Annotated in this window: 26 protein-coding genes; 14 read left to right on the top strand and 12 right to left on the bottom strand. The window is 34.9% G+C overall.

The genetic code is table 11. The annotated features are described in order from the left end of the window. Positions 1-3: 3 nt before the first annotated feature. From ESU54_RS11135 to ESU54_RS11100, 8 genes are all read left to right on the top strand, one after another. Positions 4-1,590, top strand: a complete 1,587-nt coding sequence (locus ESU54_RS11135) for a type IV secretory system conjugative DNA transfer family protein (protein WP_111845966.1) — start codon at positions 4-6, stop codon at positions 1,588-1,590. 95 nt (positions 1,591-1,685) lie between these two features. Further along, on the top strand, positions 1,686-1,877 hold the full coding sequence (locus ESU54_RS11130; RefSeq protein ID WP_111845965.1) for a helix-turn-helix transcriptional regulator: 192 nt from the start codon (positions 1,686-1,688) through the stop codon (positions 1,875-1,877). Positions 1,878-1,905: 28 nt separating this feature from the next. Beyond that, the gene (locus ESU54_RS11125) at positions 1,906-2,700 is read left to right on the top strand and encodes an 8-oxoguanine DNA glycosylase (RefSeq protein WP_111845964.1); all 795 of its coding nucleotides are present in this window, start codon (positions 1,906-1,908) and stop codon (positions 2,698-2,700) included. Positions 2,701-2,705: 5 nt separating this feature from the next. Beyond that, positions 2,706-3,035, top strand: coding sequence for a hypothetical protein (locus tag ESU54_RS11120; protein WP_111845963.1), 330 nt, complete (start codon positions 2,706-2,708; stop codon positions 3,033-3,035). An 83-nt stretch (positions 3,036-3,118) separates the two neighbouring features. Then, positions 3,119-4,243 (top strand): PfkB family carbohydrate kinase, encoded by a 1,125-nt coding sequence (locus ESU54_RS11115; protein WP_160113317.1) that lies wholly within the window; start codon positions 3,119-3,121, stop codon positions 4,241-4,243. After that, a complete protein-coding gene (locus ESU54_RS11110; RefSeq protein ID WP_200830123.1) occupies positions 4,230-4,829 on the top strand; it encodes a 7-cyano-7-deazaguanine synthase in 600 nt (199 codons plus the stop codon). Before ESU54_RS11115 ends, ESU54_RS11110 begins: the two co-directional genes overlap by 14 nt. Then, entirely contained in the window at positions 4,829-5,488 is a 660-nt protein-coding gene (locus ESU54_RS11105; RefSeq protein WP_111845961.1) for a nitroreductase family protein, read from the top strand. Before ESU54_RS11110 ends, ESU54_RS11105 begins: the two co-directional genes overlap by 1 nt. 10 nt (positions 5,489-5,498) lie before the next feature. Further along, positions 5,499-6,533: a restriction endonuclease gene (locus tag ESU54_RS11100; protein WP_160113316.1), complete on the top strand. Its 1,035-nt coding sequence runs from the start codon at positions 5,499-5,501 to the stop codon at positions 6,531-6,533. 73 nt (positions 6,534-6,606) lie between these two features. Here ESU54_RS11100 and ESU54_RS11095 read toward each other — a convergent pair whose 3' ends face one another. The 8 genes from ESU54_RS11095 to ESU54_RS11060 are packed head-to-tail and all read right to left on the bottom strand — an operon-like array spanning position 6,607 to position 13,359. Beyond that, the gene (locus tag ESU54_RS11095) at positions 6,607-7,440 is read right to left on the bottom strand and encodes a DUF4138 domain-containing protein (protein ID WP_111845959.1); all 834 of its coding nucleotides are present in this window, start codon (positions 7,438-7,440) and stop codon (positions 6,607-6,609) included. Beyond that, positions 7,437-8,360: a conjugative transposon protein TraM gene (gene traM / locus ESU54_RS11090; RefSeq protein WP_111845958.1), complete on the bottom strand. Its 924-nt coding sequence runs from the start codon at positions 8,358-8,360 to the stop codon at positions 7,437-7,439. The genes ESU54_RS11095 and traM overlap by 4 nt, the downstream gene beginning before the upstream one ends. Further along, positions 8,350-8,964, bottom strand: coding sequence for a conjugal transfer protein TraK (locus tag ESU54_RS11085; RefSeq protein ID WP_111845957.1), 615 nt, complete (start codon positions 8,962-8,964; stop codon positions 8,350-8,352). The genes traM and ESU54_RS11085 overlap by 11 nt, the downstream gene beginning before the upstream one ends. A gap of 15 nt (positions 8,965-8,979) precedes the next feature. After that, a complete protein-coding gene (locus ESU54_RS11080) occupies positions 8,980-9,822 on the bottom strand; it encodes a hypothetical protein (protein WP_111845956.1) in 843 nt (280 codons plus the stop codon). A 1-nt stretch (position 9,823) separates the two neighbouring features. Next, positions 9,824-10,393: a conjugal transfer protein gene (locus tag ESU54_RS11075; protein WP_111845955.1), complete on the bottom strand. Its 570-nt coding sequence runs from the start codon at positions 10,391-10,393 to the stop codon at positions 9,824-9,826. Positions 10,394-10,404: 11 nt separating this feature from the next. Continuing rightward, positions 10,405-12,801: a TraG family conjugative transposon ATPase gene (locus ESU54_RS11070; protein ID WP_111845954.1), complete on the bottom strand. Its 2,397-nt coding sequence runs from the start codon at positions 12,799-12,801 to the stop codon at positions 10,405-10,407. Then, positions 12,788-13,072 carry a hypothetical protein gene (locus ESU54_RS11065; RefSeq protein ID WP_111845953.1) on the bottom strand — a complete coding sequence of 95 codons (285 nt, stop codon included), beginning with the start codon at positions 13,070-13,072 and terminating at the stop codon, positions 12,788-12,790. Before ESU54_RS11065 ends, ESU54_RS11070 begins: the two co-directional genes overlap by 14 nt. Further along, positions 13,072-13,359, bottom strand: coding sequence for a hypothetical protein (locus ESU54_RS11060; protein WP_111845952.1), 288 nt, complete (start codon positions 13,357-13,359; stop codon positions 13,072-13,074). Before ESU54_RS11060 ends, ESU54_RS11065 begins: the two co-directional genes overlap by 1 nt. A gap of 177 nt (positions 13,360-13,536) precedes the next feature. Between ESU54_RS11060 and ESU54_RS11055 the strand changes: the two genes are divergently transcribed. Next, positions 13,537-14,184, top strand: a complete 648-nt coding sequence (locus ESU54_RS11055) for an N-acetylmuramoyl-L-alanine amidase family protein (protein WP_111845951.1) — start codon at positions 13,537-13,539, stop codon at positions 14,182-14,184. Positions 14,185-14,294: 110 nt separating this feature from the next. On the opposite strand, the gene ESU54_RS11050 is transcribed toward ESU54_RS11055, so the two are convergent. The 3 genes from ESU54_RS11050 to ESU54_RS11040 are packed head-to-tail and all read right to left on the bottom strand — an operon-like array spanning position 14,295 to position 16,079. Then, positions 14,295-15,095 carry an ImmA/IrrE family metallo-endopeptidase gene (locus ESU54_RS11050; RefSeq protein ID WP_111845950.1) on the bottom strand — a complete coding sequence of 267 codons (801 nt, stop codon included), beginning with the start codon at positions 15,093-15,095 and terminating at the stop codon, positions 14,295-14,297. Next, the gene (locus ESU54_RS11045) at positions 15,070-15,477 is read right to left on the bottom strand and encodes a hypothetical protein (RefSeq protein ID WP_111845949.1); all 408 of its coding nucleotides are present in this window, start codon (positions 15,475-15,477) and stop codon (positions 15,070-15,072) included. Before ESU54_RS11045 ends, ESU54_RS11050 begins: the two co-directional genes overlap by 26 nt. Then, positions 15,453-16,079, bottom strand: coding sequence for a hypothetical protein (locus ESU54_RS11040; RefSeq protein WP_111845948.1), 627 nt, complete (start codon positions 16,077-16,079; stop codon positions 15,453-15,455). Before ESU54_RS11040 ends, ESU54_RS11045 begins: the two co-directional genes overlap by 25 nt. A gap of 100 nt (positions 16,080-16,179) precedes the next feature. On the opposite strand from ESU54_RS11040, the gene ESU54_RS17840 reads away from it, so the two are divergent. Genes ESU54_RS17840 through ESU54_RS11020 form a run of 5 tightly spaced genes read left to right on the top strand, consistent with a single transcriptional unit; the run spans position 16,180 to position 18,909 of the window. Further along, complete coding sequence (locus tag ESU54_RS17840; RefSeq protein WP_170253275.1) at positions 16,180-16,353, top strand: hypothetical protein; 174 nt, start codon at positions 16,180-16,182, stop codon at positions 16,351-16,353. Between the two features lie 4 nt (positions 16,354-16,357). Then, entirely contained in the window at positions 16,358-16,774 is a 417-nt protein-coding gene (locus ESU54_RS17980; protein WP_200830122.1) for a lecithin retinol acyltransferase family protein, read from the top strand. Further along, positions 16,767-17,273 (top strand): hypothetical protein, encoded by a 507-nt coding sequence (locus ESU54_RS11030; protein WP_111845947.1) that lies wholly within the window; start codon positions 16,767-16,769, stop codon positions 17,271-17,273. The genes ESU54_RS17980 and ESU54_RS11030 overlap by 8 nt, the downstream gene beginning before the upstream one ends. Next, a complete protein-coding gene (locus tag ESU54_RS11025) occupies positions 17,273-18,259 on the top strand; it encodes a hypothetical protein (protein WP_111845946.1) in 987 nt (328 codons plus the stop codon). Before ESU54_RS11030 ends, ESU54_RS11025 begins: the two co-directional genes overlap by 1 nt. Before the next feature lie 11 nt (positions 18,260-18,270). Beyond that, positions 18,271-18,909 carry a hypothetical protein gene (locus tag ESU54_RS11020; protein ID WP_170253274.1) on the top strand — a complete coding sequence of 213 codons (639 nt, stop codon included), beginning with the start codon at positions 18,271-18,273 and terminating at the stop codon, positions 18,907-18,909. Position 18,910: 1 nt separating this feature from the next. Here the strand turns inward: ESU54_RS11020 and ESU54_RS11015 are convergent, their stop codons facing one another. After that, positions 18,911-20,023, bottom strand: a complete 1,113-nt coding sequence (locus ESU54_RS11015; protein WP_146848120.1) for an exonuclease/endonuclease/phosphatase family protein — start codon at positions 20,021-20,023, stop codon at positions 18,911-18,913. Positions 20,024-20,028: the final 5 nt, after the last annotated feature.

The raw sequence follows: 20,028 nt of genomic DNA, 5'->3' as shown, positions 1-20,028 counted from the left end.
GGTATGGAATTCAATGAGCCAATAACTATAATTGCTATCATCGTTCTGGCGGGTTTTATTTTCTATGGAATATTTCGATTGACAAAATATGGATTTTGGTTCAACCTTATTTTGCTATTATCGTTTCCGTACTTTATGGTGGATTCAATTGGTTGGCCGGGTTTACTTCTATACTTTGTGTGTCCCATATTGCTTATGAACAGCATACTGTATGTGTTCTTTCAAAAAGATGACCATTCACTTAAAGACAATTCGAAATACAAAGTACACTTTAGTTTGAACAGTGGTAGTTTAAAGATCCAAAATATAAGAAGGGGTGTCTCTATAATTGGAGCGGCGGGTAGTGGAAAAACGGAAAGCGTAGTCTATGGATTTCTGAAACATTTCAAAAAATATTCTTTCTGTGGGGTAATCCATGACTATAAGGATTTTGAGATCACCGAAATGGCATATCCGCTGTTCAAGGATTCAGATATTCCTTTTTATATAATATCGTTTGATAAAATAATACATCGTGTAAATCCAATTGCTCCAAGATACCTTGAAAATGAAGAAAGCGTCAACGAGCTCTCTAGGGTTCTTATTGAAAACCTTTTGGAACATAGGGAATCCGGAACAACGGGAAGTACAAAATTCTTTAATGATGCTGCGGAGGGATTGATCGGGGGCCTAATTTGGAAACTCCGCACTTCCTATCCGCAATTCTGTACGTTGCCACATCTTATCACAATCTATCAATTTCTGGACACCGCTAGTCTTGTAGCTTTTTTATGTTCAAATACAACTTCCCGGGCAATGGCCGATGCCTTTATAAGTGGTAAGGATTCTGAGAGGCAAACTGCAGCGGTAAAAAGTACGTTGGCCAATGCCCTGAAACGGATCAGCACCCAACATATCTTTATGGCGCTTTCTGCAGATGAGGTTCCTCTGAATATAAACAATAGGGATAATCCGGCGGTAATATCTGTAGTGAACAATCCAAAATTCGAAACTGCCTATTCACCGGTAATCGCTACAATAATCCATACCATTACCAAACAGATGAGCGTGCGGAATTCCCTCCCGTCATTTTTAATGATGGAAGAAGCACCCACCATTCGCTTATTGAATATGCACCGTATTCCCGCTACATTGCGCAGTTATGATATTGCAACAATTTATGTGATGCAGGACAAGATACAGAACGATATGATGTATGGTGAGAAGGCTAGCAAGGCAATATTGAGCAATCTGTCCTATCAGTTCTTTGGCAAGGTCAATGATCCAGATACTGCGAAATATTATGAGCGTTTCTTCGAGATCATCAAAATGCCGACACATAGTATCAGTAAAAGCAGCGGACTGAGCTTTGAAAGCCGCATTACAAAAGGAGAAAAGGAGGTGTCTAAGCGAAGGGCTGATGTTTTCTTTCGTCTCAAACAGGGGCAATTTGTGGCTTTTGCGGATGGGAAGGATAGGAAGGTGCAGTTTCAATTACAGAAGATTCAGAGAAGCCTACCAATTAGGACAATGGATTATTCTAAGGCAGATTTGGAAGCTAATTTTGAGAGGATTTATAATCAAGCAAGATCAATATTCAATGATCAATAAAATCATTAATCAAATAATTATAACTATAGTTGTCTTTATGACTACTTTAGTTTACATTTGAAAAATAAATTGAATTTCTCAACCATTTTTTAGCAATGGATAACACAATTAGAGTTGAGAGGGCAAAACTTGATATTTCTCAGCAAGATTTAGCGGAAAAGGTAAATGTATCTAGGCAAACAATACATTCAATAGAGCGTGGAAAAAAAATACCTTCTGTAGAACTAGCTATAAAAATGGCTCAATTTTTTAAAGTTTCTGTTGAGGAAATTTTTTTAGTAAAATAATTTGAATTTAATCTAAAAAACACTTGGAATGAATTATCAGTTAAGATTTGAACAGCTTGAAATAATAGAAGAAACTCCGCTTCTCGAAAGGATAAATAAACAAATCTCTAATATTCCAACACCTACTATGGATTTTATGCCAGGAATAAAATGGGGTAATTATGGAAAACTTTTCACTCCAGCTTATTGGAAGGTGCAGTATTTAATGTATAGTGAAAATGAAAAATTTGATATTAATTATCGTTTGGGAGATAATATTCTTGAAGAAGTGGTAGCCTGTCTTCTTGGAGGTTTTGGGCTTAAATCTGAAATAGGGTTAGCAGCTTTTCAAAGATTGAAATTGAAAAATCAAATTAAAGAAGCTATAACTTATGAAGAGATTCTTACAAGTTTGAAAGCACCTTTTATAAATAATGGAAAGAGTATTCATTACAGATTTCCAAACCAAAAAGCTAAATACATTACTGCATTTCTAAATAGAATTGATTTGAAAGAAATTCCCTTGGATAATGATATTGAATTGAGGGATTGGCTATTGTCTATCAATGGCATCGGTCCAAAAACTGCAGCTTGGGTTACACGAAATTATCTTAACAGTGAGAATGTAGCAATTATTGACATCCATATTTATAGAGCTTGTTTAATTATGGGTCTTTATAGTGAATATTATGATATTCAAAAAGATTACGTTAAATTAGAGAAAATATTTTTACAATTTTGCGATGAGTTGGATGTGCAACCTTCTAAGATGGATGCACTTATTTGGCTGCAAATGAAAGAAGCTAATCGAAATGTTTTAAAACTAATTAATGATAAAAATTAACTCTTATGTCGGGAAGTTCAGGTGATGGGAATATACCATCAGTTAATAGACCAAATCAGAATGAAAATTGTGAAGGTTTAGTTATTAATACAAATTTGGCTTCTCCACAAGCAGAAGTTATAAATGCTTTAAATCCGGGGGATCTCTTAGAGATTACAATTGCCTCAGATCAGGGACCTATACAGGCTATAAATCAAGCTGGGAATTTGGCAGGAAATATAATTTCCAGAGAACAAGTCAAGCTGCTTAATTGTATAATATCAGGTACATTGTATGAAGCCGAAGTTCTTTCTATTAATGATGGTCAGTGTAATATCCAGATTCGCTCCATATGATTGTTGTCGGCGGATCTTACACGGAAATCTGTTTTGAGCCCATTTGGGAAAATATATATGGATCTGGTTTTCGTGCTGTTAATTTGTTAATAGAAAATGGATATTTTGAAGTAATTGACTTCTATACCTGTGCCGATGTAGAAATAAAAGCTCATTTAGATTATTACACAAAATTAAATACAAATCTTAATGTTCATATAACAGAAATTAAGAAAAGCCCAGAATTTCATTATGATCATCCGCTAAAAACTCCAAGAATTATACCAAGGCCAGATGTATATAATGCCACTACAAAAACGATATCTGCAGAAGGGAATAATATTTTGGCATATGGATTATTAGAAGCTTCAATTATAGTAAGAGGCAAAAAAGTTGTGTATGACCCTCAATCCCCTGTTAATCCTATTCCATTTTCTGCTACCGGGTCTACTGCAGAAAAACTTATTATTATTGTAAATCTTGGGGAAGCTGAAAAGTTAACTGGAAAAACTGAAATTGAAGATATAAAAACATACTTTTTTGATTCAGAAATGTGTTTTGGTTTGATCCTAAAAATGGGAGCTAAAGGAGCTCTTCTCTTTGAATCGCACAATAATGACCCAGTTAAAATCCCGGTATTTGAAACTAATAAAGTTTGGCCCATTGGCTCCGGAGATGTGTTTTCTGCCTACTTTTCGCAAAATTGGTTTAATGGAACTAGTTTAGAATCCAGTGCGCTTCTGGCAAGTAAGGCAACGGCTATCTATTGTAGCACTAAAGACTTGTCATTACAAAAAGGTCTTGACTCTTTCGACTTCAAAAGTTTGTTAATCGATAAAATTCCTTCTGGGCAAATTTATTTGGCTGGACCTTTTTTCACTTTCAGTGAGCGATGGTTAGTAAATGAGGTATGGAATACCTTTAAATCCATTGGATTAAAAGTGTTTTCACCCTTTCACGATGTAGGCCACGGACAAGCCAAAGATGTAGTTTGTAAAGATTTAGAAGGATTGGATGAATCGAAAATTGTATTTGCTATAATCGATGGATTAGATTCTGGAACCCTATTTGAAGTAGGTTATGCAATATGTCAGAAAAAGAAAGTAGTTGTATTTGTTCAAAAAGAAGGAGAAGAATCACTGAAAATGTTAGAAGGAACCAATTGTATTATTGAAAGAGATTTTACAACGGCTATATATAAATTATACTGGGAACTTGCAAAAGAATAATCTAGCAATATTATTATCAGGAGGTATGGATTCCATTGCTTTGGCATACTGGAAAAAGCCCGCCCATTCAATAACGATTGACTATGGGCAGAAAGCTGCTAATGCTGAAATAAAAGCGGCTGAACAAATTTCAAAGTATTTGAATATAAAACACCACATAATAAAAGTAGATTGTTCAAAGCTAGGTTCAGGAGATATGAATGGGAGCAAATCCTTGAGTATATCACCTATTACCGAATGGTGGCCATATAGAAACCAATTGTTGGTTACTCTAGCTTGTATGAAAGGTGTTAGTTTAGGAATTAAAGAATTGATAGTTGGTTCTGTTTCAACAGATGGTGCGCATAAAGATGGGACTAGAATATTTTATGATTATTTATCTACATTAATCGAATATCAAGAAGGACAAATAAAAATCACGTGTCCTGGTATTGAAATGAGTACTGTGGAACTAATCAAAAGGGCAAAATTACCAATATCACTTTTATATTGGGCTCACTCCTGTCATACCGCAAATGAGCCTTGTATGAATTGTAATGGATGTAAAAAATATCTTTATACACTTCAAATGTTGGGCTTAGATTAATGAAAAATCCAAAACCTAAAAACAGTAATGATGAGTTTCATCCTTTTAAATATCCATTTAGCACAAAAACTAAACTAAATCGAGATTTTAAAGCAAGAGAAGGTGATTTTTTAGATGTTTTATTGACAAGGAGATCTTCACAGAAATTGGGCTATATTGCGCTAGAAGGTATTGCTGAACTGTTATATTTCACTAATAAAATTCATTCCATAAGTATTGATGATTCGAGATTTTTAATTTCTAAGAGAACTGTTCCTTCTGCTGGCGGTCGCCATCCTGTAGATATTTTAGTTTCAATGCCATCAGAAAGCGCACGTTTTTTACAATATTATAACCCAATAGATCATTCTTTGAGTGAACTTTCAATTTCTAAAGATAAGCAAAAGTCATTTTTTATGGAAGTAAATGAGAACCTTCCTATTGCGGATTGTTGTCTAATATGGTTTTCAATTCAAACTAAAAAGACCCAATCAAAGTATGAAAATGCTGAAAGTTTGTACTGGAGGGATGCAGGAGCGTTAATCTATTGTATTCAAATAGTATCAACGTATTTAGGCTTTAAGAGTTGTCCGTTAGGAGGTCTTGCAATTGAAACTTTTAATAGTCTTTTTAAAACAAACAATCTGATTTCAGGTGGCGGCATATTAATCGGGACTTAAACGATCTATTTTGAGTGAAAAAACAATTAGTAACTGGAAAGAATACCAAGAAAAAATTGCAGAAATTTTCCGCTCTATTGGGGCTGTAGCAATAACAGATTATAAAGTAAATGGTGCGAGAGGAAAACATGCAATAGATGTCTGGGTTAGTATTAAAAAATTTGGTGTTTCAGTAAGTTGGGTTTGTGAATGTAAATTATGGAATAGCCCCATACCTAAGGAAAAAGTTTTAACCCTATATGAAATAGCGAAAGACGTAGGAGCCGATAGAGGATTTCTTTTTTCCGAAAGTGGATTTCAATCAGGGGCAATACGTTCAACTAAGAATACTAATATAACATTGATAAGTATAGATGAGTTAGAAGAGCGGATTGCAGAAGAATTTCAAGAATTAACTTTAATAAAATTTTTAAAACTAGTTAATTCTATAAGGACAGATGTTAAAAAGGGGTGGATAGACGACTTGAAAAACCCAAGGTTTATTGAAGATATAGAGTTTGATACCTGCATATTGATTGACGGACAACTTATGTATATGTCTCTCGAAATACAAAAGGCTTTAAATAGTAATTGGCCAATTTATATAAGTAGATTATCAAAACCCACTGTAAAGTGTACGGGAATTACGCAGTTAAATATGATTTTGGAAGAAGAAATTATAGAAATTCAAAATACCATAGTTCCTATTAAAAAGAAAATTAGCGAAAATAACTCCCGTATTTCCAATTTAAGAAATTCATTTATTAAATCAATTGATGACTTAATTGTTGTTGGTGAATTTCAATTGTTTGACAAGCTAGAACCATTAGAAGAAAAAGCTCAAATCACTTTAAAAAAAATGAAAAAAGTTGACAAAACTGCTTCTGAATTAAAGAAGGCATCAGCTGGAAGCTTGAAAACTGGGGTTTACAAAATTATGAACTTTCTAATAGATACTGTTTATTTACATCTTTCATACAATACAATTGACAGGAAAGAATGGGATGAGGCTATTGAAAATGTTAAAAACCAAATAAGAATAATAGAAAATATTAAAAACTTATAGCTTATAATATTTTAGATTCCCTTATATTTTATGAACGAAAAGGGGAAAGTACAATATTATTATTAATAGTTAATCAATTGGGATTATTAATATATTTATTTGATACTTTCAATTTTAAATTTCGCTCTCCATTTGTTTCATTGAGTTTCAAAACGACCATTTTGTCGTTGCCCAAGGAAAACTTAGGGAGAACATAAACCATTCTTTTTATCTCATTCTCAGCAACTTTGACCGGTATATCATATTTAAAATTTGGGAGCAGTGAAATTTGCTGTAATGATTTCTTTTTTCCTTGTTTTCTTGTCTGTGTCGAAATATCCAAGAAATTTAGATCATAGTCCAACGAAGATTTGTTTTCAATTTTGATTACGAAATAAAGTTCCTCCTTATCAAAAACGATGTTTTCCAAACTCAGAACAATACCATTCTTACGCTTCTGAATGTTCCCAATATGTTGTTTCCTTGTCAACAGATAAGAACAAAACCTTTCGTAGTAAAATGTTTTGTCCGTGAACAGATTGGCAACATTAGTAGAATCGTAACTCTCTGTAAATTTTGGTTGTTCAAATCCAATGCTCTCTGATTGTGGAACAAAATAATTCAGCTTTTCCAGATTCTCTTTATAACATATGATGTAGCTAAAAATTGAGCCATTGGAATTGATGATTAGTAGATTGCTTGGCTTTCCTGGCTTTGCCTGTAGCAGCCCAAAGTATTGTTCTTTCTCGCGATTGTAGGTAAATACGAAATTATCGGAACCTACTATTCCCTGCCGAACTGGGTTGGGAAAAAACAAGGAAACGTTCTTTTGATCGTTTGCAAAAATAGTATCCATCGGGGTTATATTTTGAGCTTCTAGCAAAAGGCTGGCAAGAAATAAACTTGCAATTAAAATTGAATTTTTCATAATGTTGGTTTTAGTATTAGTTTGTAATTATTGGTCACTGTGACCTTTACGGTTCTATAGTTTTTCCGAAATATTTTCTGCACTCCGCTTATTTCCGGCACCCCATTAATATTGATATCCCCAACTATATCATCTACCACCTCCCGTGTAGCATCAGCCCGAAAACTGTTTTCCACATATATCCCTTCACTTCCGTCCTGAAGGTCGAATGCCTTTAATTTGATGGGATGGTGATTGATGTTCTCAATCTCAATCATTGCACGGTTGGGTTTGAAGTTTATAAATCCAAAGATGGGCGTGTTTTTGGGGACTTTTACCCCTTTAATTACTGCTGCCTTTAGCAAGCGCATTCGCAAGCGATAATTTATTTTCACCACTTGGTTTCCATCAACTTCCACATAAATTTCAGGATCGGTATTTGCAATGCCCAACTTAGGGTTGGTCATTGGGTCGGAAGCGAAAAACAATTGATGTTCCACTCCAAGTTCTTTTAGGGCAATAGCCTCATCTTTTTCATTCGTTAGGGAATCCTCGTCCACCTTTGGTTTCCTTCGATACCGCTCCGGTACAACATATGTATCTTTTGAATAATTGATCTTGTTATGTTTATAAATGCTATCCACAATTCTTACCTTTTCTTTGTCCATAAAATCGGGGTCATAAAAGCCTAGGGAATCAATATTCTTTTCATCGTAAATACTGGGGGCATTCGTTTCCCTAACTTCCTTCAGGGCATCAATTGCTTCCAGTTTACTTTTGTACTCTTTCTGGTTTTCGTCCAGTTCCGGCACAGTGGTCTGTGTCAGGTTTTCGCTATCGGTTTCGTCATTGGACATAACCGTAATCGAGTATGTAATTATAAAAATCAATACTACCGCAAGGACGGAGCCGAATACTATTTTATTTTTTTCAATTTTCATCGTTCAATTTTTTAAGGGATTTTTCAAAATAATTGGTAATCAAAAGGCCGTGTGTGTTCTTGGGGAAATTCCTGTCAACAACAATCAAATTACCGGTGGAAATCAATTCATATCTGTCCACTACACTTCCACGGTTGATTTCAAATATTGTTGTGGATTGAAATGCGTATGGATTGCTTTGAAGATCCAGTTGCGATTGAATGTTTATTACTTTTTGGACAAGGGAATATTGGAGTAATCTGTTATAGACACCATCGGCCTTCTTTTGTCTGTATAGGTTATCAACAGAACTGTTTCCCAACCATAGCGCCTTTTCCAAGTTCTTCTCATAATTGCTGGCATCTATATTGTAGAAATAGGTGTGAAAAAGGTCAAGGTGCGCCAAGGCCTCTACTTTAAGATTTTCCTTTTGTGCCACCCACTTTAAAGGGATAACTGAGCCATCAGTATTAACGGCAAAGGTGTTGTTCAAGGCTTTGTTATTAATTCTAAAAACCGACCACACGGCGATGCCACTTGAAATAAAGGAGAAGGCCAACACCGCAATTACAATGAAGCGATTGGTTTTAAGGACAGTGTATATATTTTTATAGGGTGTTTTCATAATTTTGAATCCGTATTAAGCGGTAAAAAGTCTTAATGTGAATGATGTGGCCCGCCTATAGAGTTTAAACTTCAGAAATACTATAAAGCCTATGGAGCCCAGTTCCACAACCGGTGCAAAAAATCGATTTCCAACGTCGGTTCCGAAAAGATTTACCCAGAAGTTGGTATTGATTTCCGTGTAGATCGCGTTGATAAAAACATTGACCAGAAAAAAAGCGGGCACCAACATGTAAACCCCGGCATAGAGCTTAAAAAAGTTATAGGCGAGGGTGCGGAATTTTTCAAAGACCGCCAAGCTGATAACAAGTGGAAAGAACGCACGCATTATTCCCAAGAGAAAGAACCGTTCTGCCAAGAACAAGGGATAGATAAACAGATCCAATATCCAAAGAAATAGGCTTATGATAAAGGCAAAAATCTTAAATCCATATAATGGTGTTACCAGAGCATCATACAATAGCGCCATTGCTTTCTGGAACATATCCAGTGCGCCAACCTCCTCTTCCAGTGGCATATCCTGCATTTGGAGCGGGAGCAGGGCTGGAGCTGTGCTTCGATACTGGGATTCAATGGCGACCAATATGCCATCAAAGAATCCCAAGACCTGAGTGGAAAAAATGACTAGGATCACTACAACAAAATTTTTGATCAGCTCCCCAGGACTGAGCCCCCATGTATAACCGTCCTTATCTACCGCGCCCTCATTGTACTTTTTGAGAATATTGATCAAAAAGAATAGCACCGCGAGCGTTTTCATGCCACCAATGGTGTATTGTGAAAACTCGCTGTTCTGTATGGTCTGGTAGATAGTATCGATATATTCCAAACCAATTCCCAATGGGATTGAGGCGATCATTTTAGTATCCTGTTTCTCGGTTATTTACCTTGTCCTGCATTTTTCTGAAGGAAATTATATCCCGATAACGCTCGGTCTTCTTTGTGATTTCGGCCACCATTTCCTTTGTTTGAAGTTCCTTGTCCTTTAAAATAGTGGCTCTTTCAGCATCGGTCATTTTCATATAATCGCTGGAAAGTATTTGGTCTATATAGTCAAGATTGTTGAGAGAGGTATCGATTATGGAATTGAAGGAATTCGAAATACGCGTGATCTCATCCGGTTTAATATATGGGGAATTAAGAATATCCCTTAAATCCTCATTTACAATGTCAATCAAGCGTTGATTGTCTCGATTGATCTCCTGGACGGCCTTTAATTGCTTGATTACATCGTTTACCTTCTCAAAATTTTCCTTCTGGGTCTTTAAAAATTTGACCGTTTTCATAAGATTTGAAGTCTGTTTGCCGGATTCAATGAGTTGTTTTACAAAACTTAGAAAGCTTGTGTTGTCATAAACTGGAATTCCTTGGGCTTTAATATTCAAGCTGAATAGTAATGCCATTGTGAGTAATAAAATTTTTGTCTTCATAATATTTGTTTTTAGGATGTATATTCAATAATTGCTTTTTCCATATTTTGATGCTTTTCGTAAAGATTCATTATTTCTTCATTTTCCGCCCCGTCCGTGAGGTAGGCAGCATAAACTTCTTTAGGTACTTCAAGTCTGAAAATGTTGCTTTCTTTTCCTATTTTGATAAACATCTCGGTGTACTTTCTTGGCCCGGATAGGTTATTCTTGATTGATTTCAGCTGATTTAAATCGTGACTAGAGAGGTTCAACCGTTTTTGAAGCTCCTCATATCCCTTTTCATTGTGTAGGCTGTAAACAACCTGTGTGTTCTCCAAAATGCTTGCGGATGTAGAATTGTTGGGAAGTTGGTTGATGGATTGGAGAATGATCCCAATGGCACCATTTTGTTTTCTTATCGCTTGGTAATAGAATTCCACGCTTTCCAATACATTCTCAAACTTGAGCTGTTTTGCAAATTCATCGAACAAAATGATCCCTTTTTCGGCACGGTTCTTCCAAATGGTTCGTTGGATGGCTGATTTAATAAGCTTCAACATAACGGAAAGGATTTCTTTATTGTCCTTCACTTCATCCAGCTCAAAAACAATCAGTCTTTTGTCCTCAATTTTATAGGTCTGGTCCTCGCTTACCTCAAAAAGGAAACTGTATATGCCGTCCCCGACATATTCGGACATTATATGGAGGAAATTGGTGATGTTGAAATAATCAGTATGGATTTTTAATTTATCGAGAAGTGAATCCTGATTGCTTTCAATGAAGTCATAGAAACTGCTAAGCGAATGATCGGACTTGGTTTGCTTATAATAGTATCTAAGTATTTTCTTGACCGAAACGGATTGAGCCTTCGTCACTTTTAAATCGGACGCGAACAGTTCAAAAAGAAATACGGAAAGATCTTCCAGACGTTCGGGAGTCAAATCTTTAACATCACTTATATAAAAAGGATTTATGCCGAGGTTCTTTCCACTCTCATAACGCAGCACTGTATACTGCTCTGGATAAAGTTTCGCGAATTTGGTATAGGAACCTCCCAAATCAATAATTACAAGTCTAACTCCACTCTCGAAATATTGCCGAAGAATATTGTTTGCTAAAAAGGATTTTCCTTCCCCAGTAGGAGCGAAGATTGCAAAGTTTCTGGCCTTAATACGTTTCTTTTTATCGTCCCAGACATCTTTCAAAACTGGGATATTATGTTCCCTGTCATTGAAAATAACACCCGTGGCATCCGATTTATAATTGGTGTTGTTGACCAATAGACACAAAGCGTGTTTTAAGTCCGTTACGTACAGATCATCATTTGAAAAATTGGAAGAAAAACAGCAATAGCTGTTGAGAATATAATTTTTGCGTTCCTCGCCACGTGGATAATAGGGAATGATATCCAGATCCTTGAATTCAGTCTTTATTTTGGAGCTGATTTTCTCAAGGTTTTTCACTTCCTTATCCCAATAAATAATATTAAGATGACCTCGAATTACACGGGCGTTGTCATCGGAATTTATTTGATCCTGGATATATAGGATTTTCTTTAGGACTACTTTATTCTGCGATCCGAAATTTGAGCTCTTGTTAAGCTCCTCTATTTTCTTGTCGAGGATCTTGCGCCACTTCTGTTTGTCATCCAAATAGATTATTTGATTGACGATATGATTTTCATTGAGCGTTAGGCCAAGTCCATCGATAAAACCTTGGTGGAAAACAAAATCGTCCGATGTAAAATGTTCGTTGGTCTTACTACTCTGAACATTTTCGCCGAAACAGAGTTCACTATTTATTGATAGGACATCAAAATAATTTTCTCCAATATTCAATTCCTTTTTTTCGAGAATAATATCCGTATCAAACCCCTCATTGAAACCGTTAAAATAACCATTTGTCAAACTTTGGATTTCCTTTGAATCCAAGGGTGTGAATTCCATTTTCCGACTATTATTTATAAAGGAAATAGAATCGCTGACGGCCCCAAGAAAACTGTGAATGGTATCGTCCATTTCTGGAACAATTGATTTTGTTACTTTTTTGAAGGGATTTATATATTTTGCATTATTGAGCGCCTTGCTTTTGGTTAGGATGAAAAATAGAAAGCACTTATGCTCCATATATTCCCGACCCTTGAAATGATTATGGGTTGCTTTTTCAAGGAAGGTTTTGTTTGGTAGATTTTCAGAGGTAAAACTTCTTTTTAAATAGACATCCTGTTTGTGGATTATGCAGCCAGTCGGTAAGGATTTAAGGGCTTGGAACCAGGCTCCATGAATATCCTCGAAATCCTTTTCCGATAAGGAATATATCTCAGGAAGATTACCGGAATAACACAGAACCACATTGCCGTTATTTGCAAAGATGACATTCTCTTGAATATCCACGATTGGGTGATATGCCGCTACGTTAATCTTCTTCATAATTGAAAAGTGTTGGTTTCTTGTTGCTGATTATCTGTGGAAATGGTTTTGAGAAATGAAACAATTGCGGATTGTTTGTAATTCTAATGAGTGCTATAAATAGACCTACATTCAAAATGATAACCCCTATGATAATCCCAAAGCTGAATGAGAAAATGATAATTAAAAGTGATGCGATTATTGAAATCATCATTACAGCGAATAGGGAGAGAGGCAGCCCAAAAATGACCGCCCTTTTCCTGATGTTTTTATAGGGTTCGTACTGCTTCATTACACCACAATTCCAATGAGATAGGTAAAGATTCCGACTACTGCTCCCGCTATGAGAACAAATACCAAAACCCGTGTAATTCCTTTTTTTAGGTCTGCATTCTCACCGAAGAAATGCCCGGCGTTGAAAAGAAATCCGACAAGAAAAATGACCCCTAGAATAATAGGAAAGACGGTCCGGATAGTATCGGAAACATCCTGCACGGAATCTTCGATACCGCCAATCTGTGCGAAGCTTTGTGAGACTGGAAAAATTAGGGCTGTTAAAATGAAAATAGACCTTTTCATAGCTGTTCGTTTTTATAAACCTAGAATAGGTTGGTTATTGAAATTTTACGAAATCTATTATGAAAAGAAGTAAGGGGAAGAAATTCCTTAAACTTTAACGTGAACCCGTGTTAAACTTTGGAGGATTGTTAGAAATGGAAATGAATCTTTGAATTTTGTTCAAAATAAGAAGTTATTATGGTTCAGTTCAAAGTTTTATTTGCAATCGTTTTGGCCTTAAAAATAGTTGGTTTTCAAAATCATATACTGGCGCAAACAAACCAGAACAGAAAACAGATAATTGTAATAGATCCTGGCCACGGCGGAACGGATTCTGGCGCAGTGGGCATAAATGGTATTCAGGAAAAGGATGTAGTTCTGAAAATTGCGAAGCAAATTGTAGTATTAAATAATTCTGTCTTTATGAATCAACACGAAATATACCTAACTAGAAATAAGGATACGCTTATTTCGTTGGGTGACCGAACCAAGTTAGCCAAGGCGTTGCAAGCAGATATTTTTATTTCTTTGCATTGCAATCATTCGGACAACCCAAATGTGCGAGGTCTAGAGGTTTATGCTTCTAAGAAACAAGGTAAATACTCACGAAAGTCAATATTGCTCGCTTACGAGCTTCAAAAGGAGTTAAAGGAGAATCTTGGTTTTGAGAGTAGGGGAGTGAAGTTTGGTGATTTTCAGGTTTTGAGGGAGACAACCAATTTATGTCCTACTGTACTTTTGGAAATGGGGTTTTTATCGCAAATGGCAGAAGTTATATATCTATCTAATGAGAAGTCGCAATATTCTGTTTCGTTAGTGATATTGCAATCTACCCTAATATATTAATAGCTATGAGGGAATTGTTTTTAGAAATAGTAAAGAATATTAAAGAAATTTTCTCGGAATTATTAAAAACTATAAAAAAACCGTAATCACTAATATTTAAGATCGCAACTTTATTTTTCCCAGATAAGACTGATAATAGTTTTATATTGTTTTGTAGGTATGCAATATTCGTAAAAATCAACATCATCTTCTCTTTCATTCAGTTTGAACCAAGTAGATTTGTCAATTACTTGTGCCTTTTCAGCGCCAGAATAAATATATTCATAATTTGCATCCAGATATTCTTTAGCAACGGAATTATCTGGAGGTGGTAATTTAGTGATGTCTGGCACCCAGACCTTTAAATCTTCTGATTTACGCCAATAATGAACAACACCATTCGATATAAAAACTACAAAAACGGGGGCTATATCTAGTGTTAATAATCTGAATATAACTGAAGTCAAGCTAGTTTTGAATCGGACACTAATATCCTTGATTAGTTGTGGTCCAAAAGGTTTAGTTTTAATAAAAGACCTAAAAGCTGTTTCGGGCATTAATATCTCACTCGCAAAATCATTGGCTTCATATTCTTGTTGACTTCTTTGGGCTATTTTTTCTAAGTTGAACCAGTTTAATGTGTTTGAATTGTCATAATGTAATTCTAATTTTTTATGTAAAAAGTGATGTCCTAGCTCGTGAGCAGCAACAAACCGCTTTCGCTCATTACTCATAATCGCGCTATTAACTTTTATAAGTGTTCTTGATTTACCTCTTACAATTTTACCATCAGAATTGTTCAATTCCTCTTCCTTGTAGATAATGTCAAAACCAGACATTAGATCTTCCATAGATATATCGCTAATGTCATCAAAACCGATTATATCTAAAATTTGCTTGGCTTTATTACTTCCCTTTTGATTCGTTTTCAATCATTTCAATTATTTCGATCAAATTTTGATCCTTTATTATATCCTTTATTTCCTCTTCATTTAGTTCTTGCAACTTATTAAATTGAAAATCAACCCTATCTTCTCTAATTAAATTATTTAAGTAGGCCACAGGTCTATCCAAACCTTTTATTAACGCTTCCTTAAATCGCTTACTTACGGTTAATAGTAATAATTCCTGCTTTTCTCGGTTGGCTTTGACATTTAGCTTAAATTTTAGCTGCTTAATAAATTTGTCCTGACCAGAATTTCTAGTTTTAAAATCAACTCCAGCTTCAGCGAGAGACTCCCTCACAGTCTTAATCGGATAAGACTGCTCAAAATTTTCAATACTATCTTTTACTGTTTTTTTAAGCTTATCCACTGCGTGTTTAGTTTTATTTTTTTTCTTCTTAATCTTTTGTAAATATTATTGGTTTCCTCCACTGATTTACCACAATAATCCGCAACATCTTTAGGTGTTATTATACCAGCAGTCCAACATTCAAAAATTTCTATTTCTGCTTCATCAGCTCCTTGTTCTTGCAATGATGTTATCCATTGGTTAATAATAGTGGAGTCATCGATGCGATCATAATTCATATCGTTAACACCTAATTCAATATTTTCATTGTAAAAGATATCAGTGATGTAGCTTTCTTGTTGATTTTTATCTTCAAAATCAACATCTTCATCTTCATCATCTGGTCGAACTCCACCTTTCTTAAAAAAATAAGATAGATCACTTCGTAATGTTCCGAACACGAAATTTTCAAACGAGCTTTTGTTCATTTTCCATTTTCTCGTGCCATCACAAGCCTTCCTTAATACCTCTTGACAAAAATCTTCAAATTGTAAGCCATTTTTATTTTGATCTGTCTTATCATAAAATCTGTTCCGCACGTATTCTTCCATTCTATCTAGAAGGGCTTTTAGGTCTATAGATTCTAATTCTTCAAGAATTTGCGCTGTTGTTGCTATTGCCATTCATATTAAATATGCTTAAAGAAAGCGAAATTTTGCCAAATGATGGCAAAAAAAATAAAAAACTGAGCATATAATATTAGAAATATTAAAATTTAAACAGATGGCAACAAATGGTAAGAGCGGTGATAATCGCAGACACGGAGCAGTAAAAGGAAGAACTCAGGTTAAAAACACAAAAACCGGTATATGGATAAAAAGAAATAATGAAAATGGGCAGTTTATGGATGGAAAGACAGCTGGAGGTAAGTTTAAAGGAGTTCGAAAAGAAAAATAGTATTATGATAGACACAATAACAAGTATACCAACATTATCTCCTGGAGATGTAATAATTGCTAAGAAGCGTGAAGGCTTAGGCAGAATTCTTAATCACTACATAGTGAGTGTTGGAGGTAATAGATTTATTGGTAATCTAAAAGGTGGTGTGAAAGAACTCCATTATAATGAATTGATGAATTTACTTACGGAGTATGATCCCATTGGAGTTAGAAGATTAAATGGAACTTTTTTTCAACAACAGCAAGCTATAAATAGAGCGTACTCAAAATTAGGACATCGATATAGCTTACTAAATTTTAATTGTGAGCATTTTGCGAATTGGGTTCAGTTTGGCAAAGTAGAAAGTAGCCAAGTAAATACTGGTTTTGCTATTCTCGTAGGAGTGATTTTTTTAAAATTGGTAACGACAGATGAGTAAGAAAAAAGAAAGAGAGAGAAATCGACTGGAATTAACAATGTCCCGAATTGATCACTATTACGATAGCGTCAATAACAAATCAGCTGTGTATTTGGTGATTAACACCTTCTTGACTGGAGGATTAATTATTTTGATGACACAGACAGACTCTTTAAAACGCATAGGGCTATTAGAGCATTTAAGTTTGGGACTTTGTATGTTGTTAGGATTGATAAGTTTGGTAATTATCGCTATCACAAGCATACCGTTTTTTTCAACTGAGCCAAACTCTTTATATTACTTCGGGACTATCGGTTCCAAAACTAATAATCAGTTTTTGGAAGAATCTAAAAACTATACACGAAAAGAAGATATAAAGGATTTAAGAGATCAAGTACATCTTTTATCAAAAGGCTTAACGAGTAAGTTTAAAAAACTAAAATTCGTTGGGTATTTCTTAGTCGCACAATTTATAGTGCTAATCCCAATAATGTTTTACTTAATAAAAAATATAAGCTAATGAGTGTTTTTAATCCCTACTTAAATGTTATAAAAAAAGCTGTTCAGCAAGACCCAAAACTTAGACAAAGATTGTTTAGTGCTGAGCAGGAAGACAGTGCTTTTGATACTAGTTATATCAAAGCTCTTAGAAATGAATTACCCAATTCAAAAAGTCTTAATGAGTCCGTAAGTTTAATCAAAGGTATGGGAGCTCCAGTCTTTGGTGATTTACCTGAACTTGGTAATCACCCTGATTTTAAACACTTACGATATACAGATGAAACTGAGGATCATTGGATTATTTCGGGTTTTATAGACGTAAAAGATAGTACCAAGTTATTTAATCGTTTCACAAAAGCAACTGTTGCATTAATAACTGAGGGTATTGTGCAGGCTTCGATATTTGCAGTTAACTTATGTGATGGTTATGTTCATAGGATACAAGGAGATGGGTTGATGGTTTATTTTGGAGGTAAGAATAAAGACAAGACTGAGTCAGTGAAAAATGCATTAAAAGCATTTGCAATGATCTCTTACTTTGTTAAAAATGACTTAAAAGATTTCTTTGCGGCAAATTCCGTAACAGAGATATTTACTAGGGCAGGTTTAGATTTAGGGCATAACAGTCAAGTGAGATGGCTTTACTCAGGTAGTGGTAAAGCAGGGGAAGTAACCACTTGTAGTTTACATACTAGCCTTGCGCCTAAGATGCAAAGTAATGCAGTAAGTAATGGAATAGTTGTAGGTCAAAATATGGTAAACCTGATGGCCATTAGAAAATATTTTACAGAAAAAAGAAATCCTATTTGGGAGTATGGAGATGGAAGAACCTACAGCCAATATGATTTTAATTGGGATATGTATATAATGGATAATGGGCTAGGTGTTCAAGATAGATATGGGAATATTGTTTTAACAATGGGTAACAGTGAACCGAAACAATCGCTGGACAAAACCTATTTGGCACCTATTGCAAAACTTAACAAACCATATTTTTGTTTATAGTAGTGACGTTATTGGATAAGCATATCAAGGAGTTTTTAGAACTGTACCATAACTTTCGTTTAGTTGATTCTAACAGGAAGCATATTGCTACTCTCCAGGGTACGATTACTATAGTTGATGAAAATAACCAAATTTGGTCTGATTATGATATTCGTATTGAAATTAGTCATGCCTATCCTTATACTATTCCTTCTATTTATGAAGAGAGTAAATTGATTGAGAGAGATTGGGAATTCCATATTTCAAAGGAGGGAAAATGTTGTTTAGATATCCATCATTCTATGTTGTTAAAAAGGAGAAAAGGTATAAGTTTAATTAATTTCTACCAGAATGTTATATATCCCTTTTTCGCAAATCATCAATACAAAGTAAATGAAGGTAGTTATGCTAATGGGGAATATAAACATTTCGAAAAAGGGATAATACAGTACTATGAAGAAGAATTAGACCTAACCGATCGGGATTACATATTGAAACTAATAGATTCGGCGATTTTGGGTACTAAATATGCAAGAAATAATACTTGTACTATTTGTGGTAGTCCAAAATTCAAAAAGTGTTGTTTGCCTAAAATAAATAAGTTGACACTTTTTGGAAAGGATCAGCTTAAAACAGATTATGGGATATTTGCTTCTCTGAGCATTAATTAGTTCACAATTTCATCGTCCCCCAAACCCCAGGATGCCCACTAGCAGCCTGATTCTTATTATGTATAGTTGAATATATCCCCCAATTAGGCCGCTTCTCCGGCCAAACACCTTTCCTGTTTAGTCCACTGTTTTTTACATTTAAAAAAAGCTCTGGAGATAGCAACAAATAATCTTTCTGCTTAATATTTACACCCATTCGGTAAGCCCCCAATCGAAAGTAGGTGGCATCCTTACCTTTATCAAAATCAACATTAAAAGTTTTGCTCTTGCCAATGTCTTTCAAATCTGTATCCTGTAATAATGGAACTAGGGAGCTGCAGTATGAAGGTGCATTAAAAGTTCCAGCGATGACAATATTCGTTTTACCTTGCATCTGTAACATTTTATATATTACTGAAACCTGATAAGCCTGGTTCTTTCTTATTTCAAAAGCTATATCCTTATCGAATCTATTTTCATAAAGATATGCAGATATCAAATGAATACTTTTTCCTTTTGGAGTTTGAATTTCGTATTCCAATAATTCTTGAGTGACAACTTCAGAATCATCAATTTTATGAATTTTAATTAATTCCAATTGATATCCATTCTTCAATAATAATGCTTGATTACGACCTCTCCCTTCAGAGTTGGGGATCAAAAAACTATCTGGAAAAGATTCGCAATTAAACTTTGGCAAAATAAAATTATTAAACTCGTCCAAAGACATTTTATCCTCAACCTCTTGTAGTACCAAGATATCAGGGTCAATCTCTGAAATTACCATTGCTTTATGGTTTGTGGCTTCTGGATCAATAGGAATAGTTTGAACTTTAATCCAACCGTTCCAATCCGTCAGCTCTCCTGATTTGAGTTCTTTTGAACAGTTCATTCCCTTCAAATAAAGTTCTCCAGCTTTTTTCCGCATTGCAACGTATGGGTTTTGATAGGTTTTATCAAAATCAAGTAAAAATGATAATTCCATTAACCGCTCCGTATTAGAGGCGCATTTTTCTTTTTTTAACAATGTGTCGAATTCGATGATCCAATCAGAGATACATTTCCCGAGGGTTTTTTGAATCAAACGTCTATCTCTATGAAATAGGTTCTGAACATTAAAGGTTGCTATTTTCATAATTT

Origin of the sequence: Aequorivita antarctica, from assembly GCF_007997155.1 — a bacterium.
GTDB lineage: Bacteria > Bacteroidota > Bacteroidia > Flavobacteriales > Flavobacteriaceae > Aequorivita > Aequorivita antarctica.
The sequence above is the reverse complement of the archived record's forward strand: the minus strand, read 5'-3'. Positions and strand labels throughout refer to the sequence as shown.

Excerpts from the sequence above, each read along its gene's own strand:
- ESU54_RS11135 (WP_111845966.1), top strand. The coding sequence starts at position 4 with ATGGAATTCAATGAGCCAATAACTATAATTGCTATCATCGTTCTGGCG.
- ESU54_RS11130 (WP_111845965.1), top strand. The coding sequence starts at position 1,686 with ATGGATAACACAATTAGAGTTGAGAGGGCAAAACTTGATATTTCTCAG.
- ESU54_RS11125 (WP_111845964.1), top strand. The coding sequence starts at position 1,906 with ATGAATTATCAGTTAAGATTTGAACAGCTTGAAATAATAGAAGAAACT.
- ESU54_RS11120 (WP_111845963.1), top strand. The coding sequence starts at position 2,706 with ATGTCGGGAAGTTCAGGTGATGGGAATATACCATCAGTTAATAGACCA.
- ESU54_RS11105 (WP_111845961.1), top strand. The coding sequence starts at position 4,829 with ATGAAAAATCCAAAACCTAAAAACAGTAATGATGAGTTTCATCCTTTT.
- ESU54_RS11095 (WP_111845959.1), bottom strand. The coding sequence starts at position 7,440 with ATGAAAAATTCAATTTTAATTGCAAGTTTATTTCTTGCCAGCCTTTTG.
- traM (WP_111845958.1), bottom strand. The coding sequence starts at position 8,360 with ATGAAAATTGAAAAAAATAAAATAGTATTCGGCTCCGTCCTTGCGGTA.
- ESU54_RS11085 (WP_111845957.1), bottom strand. The coding sequence starts at position 8,964 with ATGAAAACACCCTATAAAAATATATACACTGTCCTTAAAACCAATCGC.
- ESU54_RS11080 (WP_111845956.1), bottom strand. The coding sequence starts at position 9,822 with ATGATCGCCTCAATCCCATTGGGAATTGGTTTGGAATATATCGATACT.
- ESU54_RS11075 (WP_111845955.1), bottom strand. The coding sequence starts at position 10,393 with ATGAAGACAAAAATTTTATTACTCACAATGGCATTACTATTCAGCTTG.
- ESU54_RS11070 (WP_111845954.1), bottom strand. The coding sequence starts at position 12,801 with ATGAAGAAGATTAACGTAGCGGCATATCACCCAATCGTGGATATTCAA.
- ESU54_RS11065 (WP_111845953.1), bottom strand. The coding sequence starts at position 13,072 with ATGAAGCAGTACGAACCCTATAAAAACATCAGGAAAAGGGCGGTCATT.
- ESU54_RS11060 (WP_111845952.1), bottom strand. The coding sequence starts at position 13,359 with ATGAAAAGGTCTATTTTCATTTTAACAGCCCTAATTTTTCCAGTCTCA.
- ESU54_RS11055 (WP_111845951.1), top strand. The coding sequence starts at position 13,537 with ATGGTTCAGTTCAAAGTTTTATTTGCAATCGTTTTGGCCTTAAAAATA.
- ESU54_RS11040 (WP_111845948.1), bottom strand. The coding sequence starts at position 16,079 with ATGGCAATAGCAACAACAGCGCAAATTCTTGAAGAATTAGAATCTATA.
- ESU54_RS17840 (WP_170253275.1), top strand. The coding sequence starts at position 16,180 with ATGGCAACAAATGGTAAGAGCGGTGATAATCGCAGACACGGAGCAGTA.
- ESU54_RS17980 (WP_200830122.1), top strand. The coding sequence starts at position 16,358 with ATGATAGACACAATAACAAGTATACCAACATTATCTCCTGGAGATGTA.
- ESU54_RS11030 (WP_111845947.1), top strand. The coding sequence starts at position 16,767 with ATGAGTAAGAAAAAAGAAAGAGAGAGAAATCGACTGGAATTAACAATG.
- ESU54_RS11025 (WP_111845946.1), top strand. The coding sequence starts at position 17,273 with ATGAGTGTTTTTAATCCCTACTTAAATGTTATAAAAAAAGCTGTTCAG.
- ESU54_RS11015 (WP_146848120.1), bottom strand. The coding sequence starts at position 20,023 with ATGAAAATAGCAACCTTTAATGTTCAGAACCTATTTCATAGAGATAGA.